Origin of the sequence: Kribbella kalugense (genome assembly GCF_004365875.1) — a bacterium.
GTDB lineage: Bacteria > Actinomycetota > Actinomycetes > Propionibacteriales > Kribbellaceae > Kribbella > Kribbella kalugense.
Genome location: NZ_SODF01000002.1, coordinates 78,300 through 91,609, shown reverse-complemented (window position 1 = coordinate 91,609; position 13,310 = coordinate 78,300). Strand labels below are relative to the sequence as shown.

The window sequence follows — 13,310 nt, the reverse complement described above, 5'->3', positions numbered from 1 at the left end:
GGTTTACCGACTAATCCACAAGAGCAACTGGTTTTGCCCTCGTCCACTGGTTAAACGCTTTGAAGGAGCCCGATGTCATGATCAGCAAGCGGATCGCCGCCGCGCTGGCGGGTGCGACGACGGTGTCGCTCCTGCTGGCCGCCTGCGGCGACAACGGCGGCGGAAGCCAGTCGTCGTCCTCGTCCGGCGACAGCGTCAAGAGCCTCACGATCCTGGACTACTACAACAACGAGCCGGACAAGACCCTTGTCCAGAAGGGCCTCGACTCCTGCGCGTCGACGCTCGGCATCACGATCAAACGGGAGACGGTCCCTGGTGAGACCTTGATCCAGAAGGTGCTGCAGCAGGCCTCGTCGAAGACGTTGCCGGATGTGCTGATGCTCGACAACCCCGACGTACAGCAGATCGCCGCGACCGGTGCGCTGGCGCCCTTGAACGACCTAGGTCTGAGTGGCGACGGGGTCATCCAGGGCATGGTCGACGCGACGTCGTACCAGGGCAAGCTCTACGGGCTGGCCCCGGTGACGAACACGATCGCCCTGTTCTACAACAAGGACATGCTGACCGAGGCCGGCGTACAGCCGCCGAAGACCTGGGACGAGCTGAAGGCCGCGGCCAAGAAGCTGACCAAGCCCGGGCGGTACGGGATGGCGTTCAACGCCAACGCGACGTACGAAGGCTCGTGGCAGTTCCTGCCGGCGATGTGGACCAACGGTGGTGACGAGACCGATCTGAACACCCCGCAGGTGACCGAAGCCCTGCAGTTGTGGACGGATCTGGTGCAGTCGGGGTCCGCGTCGAAGAGCGTCATCAACTGGACGCAGGGCGACGTGAACGACCAGTTCATCGCCGGCAAGGCCGCGATGATGGTGAACGGCCCGTGGCAGATCCCGGCGCTGAACAAGAACCCGAAGATCAAGTGGGACGTGGTCACGTTCCCGCTGAACAAGCCGGATCAGAAGCCGGTCGCGCCGCTCGGCGGTGAGGCGTGGACGGTCCCGCTGAACAAGGACCAGGCCAAGGAGCAGAAGGCCGCCGACTTCGTGAAGTGCCTGAACTCGGACGAGAACGAGCTCGCCTGGGCGAAGGCGCGGTACACCATCCCGACCAAGACCGCGCTGCTCGACGAGTACGTCAAGGAGGTGCCGTCGATGAAGGCCTTCACCGAGCAGGTCAAGACCGCCCGCTCGCGGACCGGCAAGCTCGGCGACAAGTGGCCGGCGGCGGCGAAGGTGATCTACCAGGCCATCCAGCTGGCGCTGACCGGTAAGGCCTCGGTCCAGGACGCCTTCAAGCAGGCGTCCGGCGGCTGATCGATGGTGACGCTCACACGTACGACGGTGGCCGGCCGCGAGCGCGTTCGCGGCCGGCGCCGCCGGGGCGAGGACCTGACCAAGATCCTGTTCGTGCTGCCCGCCGCGGTGGCGATGCTGGCGCTGTTCGGCTACCCCGTGGTGAAGAACCTGCTGATGAGCCTGCAGGACTACACCCTGCGGACGTTCTTCACCGGCGAGGCGCCGTGGATCGGGCTGCAGAACTACAGCGCGGTGGTGAAGGACCAGCTGTTCTCGGACGCGATGGTGAACACCGCGCTGTTCACCATCGGGTCGATCGCGTTCCAGTTCGCGATCGGCCTGGCGTTGGCGCTCTTCTTCCGCCAGCGGTTCCCGCTCGGCGGACTGCTGCGCTCGCTTCTCCTGCTGCCGTGGCTGTTGCCGCTGATCGTGTCGAGTGCCACCTGGCGGTCGATCCTCGAGCAGGACAGCGGCATCCTGAACCGGTCGCTGCTGGGGCTGCACGTGATCAACGATCCGGTGCCGTGGCTGAACTCGCCGTCGGTCGCGCTGATCGCGGTGATCGGCGTGAACATCTGGATCGGCATCCCGTTCAACGTGACCCTGCTGTACTCCGGTCTTGCGGAGATCCCCGACGAGCTTTACGAAGCCGGTCAGCTCGACGGCGCAACGGGCTGGCGGGCGTTCCGGTACATCACCTGGCCGAACCTGCGATCGGTCGCGAGCGTGGTGCTGATGCTCGGCGTCGTCTACACGATCAAGGTCCTGGACATCATCCTGGGCCTCACCGGCGGTGGACCGGCGAACGCGACTCAGACGCTGGCGACCCAGTCGTACGAGAAGTCCTTCGTGGACTTCAAGTTCGGCCAGGGCGCGGCGCTGAGCAACATCCTGATCGCGATCTCGTTCGTGTTCGCGGTCTTCTACCTGCGCAGCACCCGCCGCGCGGTTGACGAATAACAGACGAGTAGGAGGGACATGATGCGACGTACGGCGTACACCGTGATCGGCGTACTGATCCTGTGCGTGATGCTGTTCCCGGTCTACTGGATGCTGAACGCCTCACTCCAACCATCGGGCAACACCCTGACCGCGGGCTTCCTGCCGTTGCACCCGACGTTCAGCGGCTACAAGCGGGCCTTCGACGAGCAGGGCGGGAACCTCGTCACGAGCGTGATCATCGCGGTCGGAACCGTCGTACTCAGCCTGGCCATCGCGACGCCGTGTGCCTACGCACTCTCGCAGTTCCGGTCCCGGTGGGTGTCGATCGGGCTGCTGGCGATCCTGATCTCGCAGATGATTCCGGGGATCGTGATCGCCAACGCGCTCTACACGGCGTACGAGCGGATCGGTCTGCTGAACTCGATCCCGGGGTTGATCATCGCGAACTGCAGCAGCGGGATCCCGTTCGCGATCCTGATTCTGCGGTCGTTCATGATGTCGCTGCCGCCGTCGCTGGTGGAGGCCGCGCGGGTCGACGGCGCCGGGTTGTTCCGGGCGTTCGTCGCGATCGTGCTGCCGATCAGCAAGAACTCCCTGATCACCGCGGGACTGTTCAGTTTTCTCTTCTCCTGGAGCGATTTCCTGTTCGCGCTGACGCTGACCACCAAGGGCGGCGTACGGCCGGTGACGCTGGGGATCTACCAGTACCTCGGCACTCAGGTGCAGAACTGGAACGCGGTGATGGCGACCGCGGTCCTCTCGGCGATCCCGGCCATCGTGCTGCTGATCGCCGCGCAGAAGTACATCGCCGCCGGCGCCATCGGCGGGGCCGTCAAATAATGTCTGAAAGGGTCTGAAATATGACGATTCGCGTACTCGTCTGGGGCGAGAACCGGCACGAGCAGGTCGAGCCGCACGTCCGGGAGATCTACCCGGACGGCATGCACGAGACCATCGCCGCCGGCATCCGCGAGAACCTCGAAGCCGACGTCTCCACCACCACCCTCGACGAACCCGAGCACGGCCTGACCGAGGAGGTGCTGGCCGAGACCGACGTACTCGTCTGGTGGGGCCACGCCGCGCACGGTGAGGTCGACGACAAGGTGGTCGACCGCGTTTACCAGCACGTGCTGTCGGGGATGGGCCTGGTCGTGCTGCACTCCGGTCACTGGTCGAAGATCTTCGGCAAGCTGATGGGTACGACGTGCACGCTGCGCTGGCGCAGTGAGCGGGACCGCGAGCTGGTCTGGACGATCAACCCGACGCACCCGATCGCGCAGGGCGTCCCGCACCCGATCGTGATCGAGCAGCAGGAGATGTACGGCGAGTTCTTCGACATCCCGGTCCCGGACGAACTGATCTTCGTCTCGTCGTTCTCCGGTGGCGAGGTGTTCCGGTCCGGCTGCACGTTCCGTCGCGGGCACGGGAAGATCTTCTACTTCTCGCCCGGCGACCAGGACTTCCCGGTCTACCACCACAAGGACGTCCGGAAGGTGATCGCGAACGGGGTCGGGTGGGCCAAGACCGACCTGCCGTCGCGTGCTCTGCCGACGTTGCTGCGCTACGAGACCGAGGACTTCTTCAACGGCAAGGGCTACACCGGCCCGATCGAGGAGCCTGCGGATGCCTGAACCCTTGCGTCTTCTCCAGGCCGGCGCCGGCGGCATGGGCCGCGCCTGGCTGCGGACGATCGCCGCCAACCCTTCCGTGCAGCTGGTCGGTCTCGTCGACCTCGACCTGGAGGTGGCCCGAGCGGCGGCCGACGAGCACGGGTACGGCGACGTACCAGTGGCCAACTCGATCGACGAGCTGGCCGATCGCGCGGATGCGGTCATCGACGTGACCGTCCCGCTCGCACACCCGAAGGTCAGCGTGGATGCCTTGCTGCGTGGGCTTCCTGTGCTTTGCGAGAAGCCGCTGGCCGAGACTGTCCGCGAGTGTCTGACGATGGTCGCGGCGTCGGAGGTCAGCGGGCAGCTGCTGATGGTCTCGCAGTCGCGCCGGTACTTCCGGGCCGTCGCGGCCTTCGAACGCCAGCTCGCCGAACTCGGCACGATCGGCACGCTGTCGTGCGAGTTCTTCAAGGCGCCGCACTTCAGCGGGTTCCGCGAGCGGATGGCCGAGCCGCTCCTGGTCGACATGGCGATCCACCAGTTCGACCTATCGCGCAAGCTGATCGGCTCGGAACCGGTCTCGGTGTACTGCGACTCGTACAACCCCGACTGGAGCTGGTTCGACGGCAACGCGGCCGCGACCGCGATCTTCACCTACGCCGACGGCACCCGCTTCACCTTCACCGGCAGCTGGTGCGCGCCCGGCCTGGAAACCTCGTGGAACGGCCTCTGGAGAGCCAGCACACCCGGCGGTACGGCGACCTGGGACGGCGACAACCCACCCGTCGCAGAGCTGGCGTCCGGCGAGCCCCTCCCAGCCACGATGTCCGACGAACCCCAGGAAATCGCCGGCTCCCTCGTCGAGTTCGTCAACGCGGTCCGCACGTCGACAACCCCGCAATCCGAGGTGCACTCCAACGTAGTAAGCCTCGCCATGGTCGAAGCCGCCGTCCGCTCCGCCAACACCGGCACCGCTGTCACCATCGCCGATGTCATCACCGATGCGCACGACGAGGCCCTGGCAACCACCCAAGACCCAGCCCTGCACGCGGCCCTCAAAGCCTGGCCCAACCCCCTGAAGGCAGTCGGCCTGGAGTCATAGTCTCGAACAAGCTCCGGGGACCTTGGACAGGCAATGCCCTGTCGCAGGTCCCCGGGGTTTGTCAGAAGGTCGCCTCCGCGGTGACCGTGTCCCAGCCGGTGAGGCGTTGCGTGGTCGTCACCTCGTTGTAGCACTCGATGTGCTCCGTCTGGGCAGGCTCCAGCTCGGCGGTGTTGCACTGGAAGTTGGCCAGCACCTTGTTGCCCTTGAGGAACTTCACGCTGAAGAACGCGGTACTCGTGTCCGTGCTGACGTTGGTCACGGAGCCGACCAGCTGGGAGCCGACGTACTGCTGGTAGTTGATCTTCCAGCCGGCGTCGATCCGGTGCTTGGTGCCAGGAACCTGGAAGGCCTTCCCCAACGTAACGGCGTACGGCTCGTTCCGGCCGGCCGGAGCGGCGGTCTTCGTGTCACCTGCCGTGGTGGCGCTGCCGCCGCCCCCGCCGCTGTTCGAGGCGACCGCGATGACGACGATCAGGGCGATGAAGCCTAAGAACGGGAAGACCACGAAGTTGCGGAACCGGTGGGTCTTCTTCTTGAGAACATAGCCAGGCGGCGGAGCCATCTGCCCCACCGGATGCTGTGGACCTGGCTGCTGGTGCTGCTGAGACATACTGTGCTCCCCGTTGACAACATCTGATGGTGGCTCCCCGTGCTCGGGAAGAACCAAGCTCAAAATAGGCGGCTGATGTCGTCGAGTACCAAGGCCGCAAGGCCTTTTCTTGGCCGCCAAAGGTCCTCGGGTGTGGACTGTGTTTCACAAGCTGCAACGGGGCGGTGCGGACATTGCGCTTGCTGCAATGGTCGCACCGCCCTTTGACTGGTGGCATGAAGAGTTCGGTGTTTCGGGTTGAGAGCATGGTCGTGCCGGGCGGGACTGAGTCCATCGTGCGGGGTGGGCGGGATCTGTTTCCGTTGCTGGTTGAGGCGCTGCACGGGGTGGAGCGCATCGGCGTACTGGGATGGGGGCCGCAGGGGCGCGCGCAGGCGCAGAACCTGCGCGACTCGCTCGACGGGACCGGGGTCGTCGTATCGGTTGGCCTGCGACCTGGGTCGGCCTCGGCGGAGGACGCGCGGAAGCACGGGTTCACCGAGGAGAACGGGACGCTGGGGGACTGGCTGGAGGTCGCGGCCGCGTCCGACCTGGTGATCCTGCTGATCGCGGACGCCGCGCTGGCTGCGAACCACGAGCAGATCTTCGCCGTACTCAAGCCCGGCGCGACCATTGGTCTGTCCCATGGTTTCCTCCTGGGTCACCTGACCGCGATCGGCAGCTCGTTTCCCGACGGGCATCCGGTGATCGCAGTGTGTCCCAAGGGCATGGGTGATTCGGTCCGCCGCCTGTACCAGCAGGGCGCGACGATCAACGGAGCCGGGATCAACGCGAGCATCGCCGTACACGCGGATCCGGACGGTCACGGGTGGGACCGGGCGCTGGCGTGGTCGATCGGGCTCGGTTCGCCGTACACCTTCGCGACGACGCTGGCCGACGAGTACCGGTCCGACATCGTCGGCGAGCGGGCGATCCTGCTCGGCGCGGTGCATGGGCTGGTGGAGGTGCTGTACCGGCACTTCCGGATCGAGGGTGCCGATCCGGTGACGGCGTACGAGCGTTCCACCGAGGCGATCACCGGGCCGATCGCGCGGACGATCTCGGACGACGGGCTGGTCGCTGTCCGGGCGGCGAGCGGGGACGTGGACCTGTTCGACCGTGCCTACTCCGCGGCGTACGGCCCGGCCCGGGACCTGGTCGCGGAGATCTACGACGAAGTTGCCGACGGCACCGAACTCCGTAGCGTGATCCTCGCCGAGCAGCGCCTGGCGACCCGGCCGATGACCGAGATCGGCGGCAGCCCGATGTGGACCCACAGCGCCGAGGTGCACGCCCGCCGAGCAACAGCAGCTCAGAACATTGATGCGGTCACGGCAGGATTGTTCGTGGCCACGATGATGGCGCAGGTTGACGAGTTCGCCGCCCGCGGGCACGCGTGGTCGGAGATCGTGAACGAGTCGGTGATCGAGGCGGTCGACTCGCTGCTGCCGTACATGCACGCCCGCGACGTCGCCTACATGGTCGACAACTGTTCGCGGACCGCCCGCCTCGGTACTCGGCGATGGGGTCCGCGGTTCCAGGCGGCGTACGAGCAGATCGCGCTGCCGCACCTCGACCACCCTGCGGACCCCGCACTGCTCAAGGATTTCGAAGACAACCCGGCGCACGACGCCCTGGCCGCAGCCGCGAAGCTCCGGCCCTCGGTGGACATATCCGTTTAGCCTGGGCGCCATGACGACGATGACCCGGTCACGGCTGATCCCCATGCGTCCCAGGGACCCGCACGAGCCGGGGCGGGTCGCGTCGTCGCTGGAGCTGTTCTTCGACCTGGTGTTCGTGGTGGCGGTCAGCGTGGCCGCGTCGCAACTGCACCACGCCCTCAGCGAGAAGCACATCGTCAGCGGGATCGGCTGGTACGCGATGGTGTTCTTCACGATCTGGTGGGCCTGGATGAACTTCACCTGGTTCGCCACCTCGTTCGCCACCGACGACTGGCTCTACCGGGTCCTGACGATCCTGCAGATGAGCGGCGTTCTGGTGCTCGCCGCCGGCATCGAGCCGGTGTTCGTCGACCACGACTTCACCGTGTCCGTCATCGGGTACGTCGTGATGCGCATCGCGATGGTCGCGCAGTGGTTGCGCGCATCCCGGTCGGCCGGCTCCGCACGCCGCGCCACCCAGATCTACGCGGGCGGGATCGCGGCCATCCAGGTGGTCTGGGTGCTGCTGCTCCTGGTCCCGGCCGGGATCTTCAAGTACGGGGTCGTGGTGTTCGCGATCGCCGAGCTCGCCCTGCCGGTGGTCGCCGAGCGGCGCGGTACGACGCCTTGGCACCCGCACCACATCACCGAACGGTACGGGCTCTTCACCCTGATCCTGCTCGGTGAAAGCCTGCTCGCGTCCGCCAACGCGATCATCGAGGCCGTCCACGACCACGAGTCGCTCGGCCCGCTGATCTCGCTCTCGGTGCTGACGCTGGTCGTCACGGCCGCGATGTGGTGGATCTACTTCTGGCCGCCACACCACACCACGATCACGTCGTTGGCGCGCTCGTTGCGGTACGGGTACCTGCACTACTTCGTGTTCGCGGCGGCCGGTGCGTTCTCGGCCGGTATCGAGGTCGAGATCGACAGCATCACCCATCACACCGAGCTGAGCGAGGTGGCCGCGTCCTACACGGTGACGGTCCCGATCGCGATCTTCGTGCTCGGCATCTGGTGGATCGCCATTCGCGACAACGCCGATCGGACCGTCAACATCGTCGTACCGCTCGGCGCCGTTCTGGTCCTGCTGGATCCGCTGATCCCGATCCCGTTCGCCCTCACCGCCGTCTTCATGGCGCTGATCGTGGCGACTCTCGTCGTACACCCGCCGGTGCAGCGCTCAGCTGGGGTTCCCGAGCTCGGCTAGGGCGGTGGCTACGCGGCCGTGGGCGGCCTCGAGGGCGGCTCGGGCCTCCGCGATCGGCGTGCCCGTCAGCAAATGCACCAGGGCCGGCTTGAGCTCGCCGTCGGCGGCCGCCAGGGCGGTCTCGCAAGCAGCGTCGTCGGCGCCGGTGGCCTCGGCGAGGATCCGGAGCATCCGGCCGCGGAGCTTCTTGTTGGTCGCCACCAGGTCGACCATCAGGTTGGACCAGGTGCGGCCGAGTTTGATCATCAGCGTCGTCGAGAACGCGTTCAGGATCATCTTCTGCGCCGTGCCGGCCTTCAGCCGGGTCGAGCCGGCGATGACCTCCGGGCCGGTGTCGGCCGCGATCACGACGTCGGCCAGCGGTGCCAGCGGGGCGTCGGGGTTCGACGTGACGAGGACAGTCGTCGCTCCCGCCGCGCGGGCGGCCTTCAAGGCTCCGGCGACGTACGGCGTACTTCCGGAAGCGGCGAGGCCCACGACGAGGTCCTGACCGGTGACTGTGGCCGCGTCCGCGGCGCCACCCTCCTCGGAGTCCTCGACGTTCTCGACGGCGCGCAGCAGCGCCTCCATGCCGCCGGCGTGGTGGGCGACCACCAGTCCGTCCGGGACGTGGAACGTGGGCAGGAGCTCGGCGGCATCCAGGACCGCCAGGCGCCCCGACGTACCGGCGCCGAAGTAGTGCACCCGGCCGCCGCCACGGACCGCCTCGACGGCGGCGTCGACGGCCTTGGCCAGCTCGGGGATGACAACGCCGACGGCACCCGCGACCCGGGCGTCCTCGTTGTTGACCAGTTGAAGGATCTCGGACGTGCCCACCGCGTCGATGGCGAGCGTCCTGGGGTTGCGCTGCTCGGTCGGTGAGGTCACGAGAACGATGTTAGTTTCCTACTGAAGGATTTTCAATTCCGTTCATCTTTGACGGAAAGGGAAGGAAGGAAAGCCAAAGGCGGGAGGGGGTGGGTTGACCTCACTCGGATCCTTTGAGTCGGTGCCCGCGGACCGCGCTGGCGGTCTCCTCGAGGGCCTTCCGGGCGTCCGGCAGCACCTGCTGAGCGACCCCGATGAACAGGCAGTCGATCACCGTCAGTTGCGCGATCCGTGAAGCCATCGCCCCGGAGCGGTACGTCGTCTCGCGGGCGGCCGTGGTCAGCACCAGGTCCGCGGTCCGGGCCAGCGGCGAGCGCGGAAAGTTTGTTACCGCGACCGTGGTGGCGCCGTGCTTGGCCGCCTCCTCGAGCGCCTCGACGACCTCGACCGTCGTACCGGTGTGCGAGATGCCGATCGCGACGTCGCCCTCACCGAGGAGCGCTGCGCTGGTCAGCGCGATGTGTACGTCGGACCAGGCGAACGCGACCCGCCGGATCCGGTGCAGCTTCTGCTGCAGGTCGAGCGCCACGAACGAACTCGCGGCGAACCCGTACAGGTCGACCCGCGGTGCCTTGACCACCGCGTCGACGACCTTGGCCAGCGCGTCGACGTCGATCTGCTGGGCCGTCTCGCGAACCGCCCGCTCGTCGGCGAACGCGACCTTGCTGACCACGTCGGCCAGCGAATCGCCGGGCTCGATGTCCCCGCCCACCTCGGGCCGGAGGCTCTCCGTCGCCGACTGCGCCGCCAGTTGCAGGCGGAGCTGCGGGTAGCCGGGGACACCGATCTGCTTGCAGAACCGGATGACCGTGGTCTCGGAGGTGGACGCCACCTCGGCCAGTTCGGAGATCGTCATCGCCGCCACTCCGCCCGGGTCCGCGAGGACCGCGTTCGCGACCCGCTGCTCGGCCGGCGCCAGCGCGGGCATCACCGCGCGGACCCGGACCAGCAGCGGTCCCGTGGGTTCTGGAGAGGTTGTTGAATTCATGACAGCCACGGTACGGCGACTATGCACGAAGTGGGGTCACCGACGCGAAAGTCTCCAACCTGTTGCGGTAAATGATTCAGGCGTTCGTTCACCATCGAGAAGAACACCATCCCCGCTCGTGATTTTCACACCGTCGACGTACACGCCGCGGCCCTGGTACAGCGGATCGCTGGTGTACCGCCAGCGGATCGTCTGCTCGCCGGCGCCCAGCTCGGCGGTCGCCTGGTGCCAGTGCCGGTCGCCGGAGCCGCTGATCGAGCCGTCGGTGTCGATCACCGAGCCCCGGTCCCGCACCGAGAACGGCACCTTCGTCCAGGTCGTCCCGTCCGTGGACGTCTCCAGATACAGCAGATCCGTGTCCTCGGTGTCGACGAACAGGTCGAACGCCAGCTTCGCGCCACCGGCCGGTACGGCGACCTTGGTGGACAGGGTGGTGGTCGCGTTGTCCGTCGTACCGGAGAACCAGGCGTCCTTGCCGTGGCGTGGGCCGACGCCGAGGGCGAGCGCCAGACCTTGGGTGACGGCGCGGCGGGCCGGGTTGTTGCTACCCCAGTCGCGCGACGGGTGGACCCGGTTGGTGAGCAGGATCGCGAACGACCGGGAGTCGAAGTCGATCACGATCGACGTACCGGTGTAGCCGGTGTGACCGGCCGTCCGCGGGCCGGACAGACCGCCCATGTACCAGCGCTGGTCGAGCTCGAAACCGAGGCCGTGGTCGTTGCCCGGGAAGCCCTGGTTGAAGTTCGTGATCATCGCGGTCACCGAGGATTCCTTGAGAATCCGGGCCCCGCCGTAACTGCCGCCGTTCAGGAACGCCTGCGCCAGTACCGCGAGGTCGTCCGCAGTACTGAACACGCCCGCGTGCCCGGCGACACCGCCAAGGGACCAGGCGTTCTCGTCGTGCACCTCGCCCCACACCATCCCGCGCGGCGGCGCGGTCTGGAACTCGGTCGCCGCGATCCGCGGCTTCTTCTTCGGGTCCGGGTTGTAGCCGGTGTCGCGCATCCGCAGCGGCTTGGTGATCCCGTCGGCGACCAGCTTGTCCAGCGTCTTGCCGGTCACGCGATGCGCGACCTCGCCGAGCGAGATCAGGTTCAGGTCGCTGTAGAGGTAGGTGCTGCCCGGCGGGTTGATGAGCTTCGCGGTCAACGCCATGTGCAGCCGGGAGGCTGGATCAGGCTGCGCGCTCCACAACGGCAGCCACGACGGCAGGCCGGTGGTGTGCGTGAGCGCCTGCCGGATCGTGATCGCCTCTTTGCCGTTCTCGGCGAACTCCGGGACGTACGTCGCGATCGGTGCGTCGAGGTCGACCTTGCCCTTCTCGACCAGTTGCAGCACCACGATCGACGTGAACAGCTTCGACACCGATGCCAGGTCGAAGATCGTGTCGGTCCGCATCGGGATCTGCTGATCCGGAGGCAGCTCCGTCCCCGCGCCGTCGGCGTACTTCAGCGCCAGGCCGGTGGCGGTTCGGGTGACGACCTTCCCGTCGTGGCCGAGCAGCGTGACCGCGCCGGCGTACAGGGGTTTCGTCGTACCGCTCGGCTGGGTCCAGCCGGCCACCTGGGTCAGCGCCGCGTCGATCGGCGCCGGATCGAGGCCCGCGGCCGCCGGGGTCGAGTCGCGCAGCAGCGTGGACTTCGGCGCATACCCGTCGTACGGGTGGTCGAACCAGCCGGAATTGTTGCCGCCAGCAACCGCAGGCGTTCCCATCGTCAGCATCACCGCCGAAGCAATCGTGAGCGCGGCAAGCCGTTTCATCGGTGCGCGCCCTTGTACAGAAGGTACTTCGCCCGTCGGGCCGTCCAGGCGTCGGTCTCGGACTTCCAGGCTGCCACGATCTCCTCGGCGGACGCATCCGCCAAAAGCATGGTCCGGAACCGGTCCGATCCGGTGAGCAGATCGATCCACCGGCCGGGTGGGGTCTCCGCCCGCCAGGTGAATTCCGGGTAGAGCTTACGGGCCTCGACGATCATGTGGGTCGCCGCGGTGATCGCCTCGACCCGGTTCGGGTCGGTGATCTGCACCTGGACCCCGCCGCAGAGCACGTTCAGGTTCTTGCTGATCGTCGGCGTGAAGTACGCCTCCCGGAACGCGACGCCCGGGATGTTCTTGGTCTGCAGCGCCTCGGCCCACCTGTAGTCGACGTACGGCGCGCCGATCAGCTCGAACGGTCGCGTCGTACCGCGGCCCTCGGACATGTTGGTCGCCTCGAACATGCACAGGCCCGGGTAGAGCAGCGCGGTGTCCGGGGTCGGCATGTTCGGGCTCGGCATCACCCAGGTCAGGCCGGTGTCGTCGTACAACTGGTCGCGCTTCCAGTTCGCCACCTCGATGACCTGGAGCTCCTTCAGCCGGCCGCCGTTCGGCTCCAGCGGCAGGTACTCCGCGTTGAACATCCGGGCCAGCTCGCCGACGGTCATGCCGTGCTGCTGGAGGATCTCCTTCTTGCCGACGCCGGAGGTGTAGCCGGGCTTCAGCATCGGACCGCGCGCGGACCCGCCGACCGGGTTCGGACGGTCGAGTACGACGAACTTCGCGCCGGTGCGGACCGCGGCCAGCATCGCCTCGTACATCGTCCAGATGTAGGTGTAGAACCGGGCGCCGACGTCCTGGATGTCGAAGACGACGGTCTCGACGCCGGACGTGGTGTAGAGGCCGGCCAGCTTGTCCGCGGCCGCGCCGTACGCGTCGTAGACCATGATCCCGGTCCGCGGGTCGATGTGGTCGCCTTCCGACCCACCTGCCTGCGCGCTGCCGCGGAAGCCGTGCTCGGGGCCGAACACCGCGACGATGTTCACCTTGCCGGACGCGTGCATGGTGTCGACGATGTGCTGGTAGTCCGGCAGGATCCCGGTCGGGTTGCTGATCACGCCGACCTTCTGACCGGCCAGCACGCGCCAGCCGTCCTTGGCGAGCACCTCGGCGCCGGTCATCACCCCACGCTTCGGCGCAGCCTGCGCGGCCGGTACGTCGATCAGCGGGGCGGCGGCCAGCGCACCGGCGCCGGCGAGCAAACTACGTCGCTTCATGGACATCT

12 protein-coding genes are annotated in these 13,310 nt (G+C 67.1%); 7 read left to right on the top strand and 5 right to left on the bottom strand.

Translation table 11 applies throughout. The features are described from left to right. The first annotated feature begins 77 nt into the window (after nucleotides 1–77). The 5 genes from EV650_RS17920 to EV650_RS17900 are packed head-to-tail and all read left to right on the top strand — an operon-like array spanning nucleotide 78 to nucleotide 4,952. Nucleotides 78–1,313: a sugar ABC transporter substrate-binding protein gene (locus tag EV650_RS17920; protein ID WP_134120208.1), complete on the top strand. Its 1,236-nt coding sequence runs from the start codon at nucleotides 78–80 to the stop codon at nucleotides 1,311–1,313. Nucleotides 1,314–1,316: 3 nt separating this feature from the next. After that, complete coding sequence (locus tag EV650_RS17915) at nucleotides 1,317–2,255, top strand: carbohydrate ABC transporter permease (protein WP_134120207.1); 939 nt, start codon at nucleotides 1,317–1,319, stop codon at nucleotides 2,253–2,255. 18 nt (nucleotides 2,256–2,273) lie between these two features. Further along, a complete protein-coding gene (locus EV650_RS17910) occupies nucleotides 2,274–3,077 on the top strand; it encodes a carbohydrate ABC transporter permease (protein WP_134120206.1) in 804 nt (267 codons plus the stop codon). A 20-nt stretch (nucleotides 3,078–3,097) separates the two neighbouring features. Then, on the top strand, nucleotides 3,098–3,868 hold the full coding sequence (locus EV650_RS17905; RefSeq protein ID WP_134120205.1) for a ThuA domain-containing protein: 771 nt from the start codon (nucleotides 3,098–3,100) through the stop codon (nucleotides 3,866–3,868). Next, nucleotides 3,861–4,952 carry a Gfo/Idh/MocA family protein gene (locus EV650_RS17900; RefSeq protein ID WP_134120204.1) on the top strand — a complete coding sequence of 364 codons (1,092 nt, stop codon included), beginning with the start codon at nucleotides 3,861–3,863 and terminating at the stop codon, nucleotides 4,950–4,952. The genes EV650_RS17905 and EV650_RS17900 overlap by 8 nt, the downstream gene beginning before the upstream one ends. Before the next feature lie 61 nt (nucleotides 4,953–5,013). Here EV650_RS17900 and EV650_RS17895 read toward each other — a convergent pair whose 3' ends face one another. Further along, nucleotides 5,014–5,565 carry a hypothetical protein gene (locus EV650_RS17895; protein ID WP_134120203.1) on the bottom strand — a complete coding sequence of 184 codons (552 nt, stop codon included), beginning with the start codon at nucleotides 5,563–5,565 and terminating at the stop codon, nucleotides 5,014–5,016. Nucleotides 5,566–5,780: 215 nt separating this feature from the next. Between EV650_RS17895 and EV650_RS17890 the strand changes: the two genes are divergently transcribed. Together EV650_RS17890 and EV650_RS17885 are read left to right on the top strand one after the other, a co-directional pair. Then, complete coding sequence (locus EV650_RS17890) at nucleotides 5,781–7,226, top strand: ketol-acid reductoisomerase (protein WP_134120202.1); 1,446 nt, start codon at nucleotides 5,781–5,783, stop codon at nucleotides 7,224–7,226. 10 nt (nucleotides 7,227–7,236) lie between these two features. Next, on the top strand, nucleotides 7,237–8,415 hold the full coding sequence (locus EV650_RS17885) for a low temperature requirement protein A (RefSeq protein ID WP_202874744.1): 1,179 nt from the start codon (nucleotides 7,237–7,239) through the stop codon (nucleotides 8,413–8,415). On the opposite strand, the gene murQ is transcribed toward EV650_RS17885, so the two are convergent. The 4 genes from murQ to EV650_RS17865 form a co-directional block, all read right to left on the bottom strand. Continuing rightward, nucleotides 8,389–9,282 carry an N-acetylmuramic acid 6-phosphate etherase gene (gene murQ / locus EV650_RS17880; protein ID WP_134120201.1) on the bottom strand — a complete coding sequence of 298 codons (894 nt, stop codon included), beginning with the start codon at nucleotides 9,280–9,282 and terminating at the stop codon, nucleotides 8,389–8,391. The two genes, EV650_RS17885 and murQ, sit on opposite strands and share 27 nt — an antisense overlap. A 100-nt stretch (nucleotides 9,283–9,382) precedes the next feature. Next, entirely contained in the window at nucleotides 9,383–10,270 is an 888-nt protein-coding gene (locus EV650_RS17875; protein ID WP_134120200.1) for a MurR/RpiR family transcriptional regulator, read from the bottom strand. A gap of 36 nt (nucleotides 10,271–10,306) precedes the next feature. After that, nucleotides 10,307–12,031 (bottom strand): serine hydrolase domain-containing protein, encoded by a 1,725-nt coding sequence (locus EV650_RS17870; RefSeq protein ID WP_134120199.1) that lies wholly within the window; start codon nucleotides 12,029–12,031, stop codon nucleotides 10,307–10,309. After that, nucleotides 12,028–13,302: an exo-beta-N-acetylmuramidase NamZ family protein gene (locus tag EV650_RS17865; RefSeq protein ID WP_238174297.1), complete on the bottom strand. Its 1,275-nt coding sequence runs from the start codon at nucleotides 13,300–13,302 to the stop codon at nucleotides 12,028–12,030. Before EV650_RS17865 ends, EV650_RS17870 begins: the two co-directional genes overlap by 4 nt. Nucleotides 13,303–13,310 lie beyond the last annotated feature (8 nt).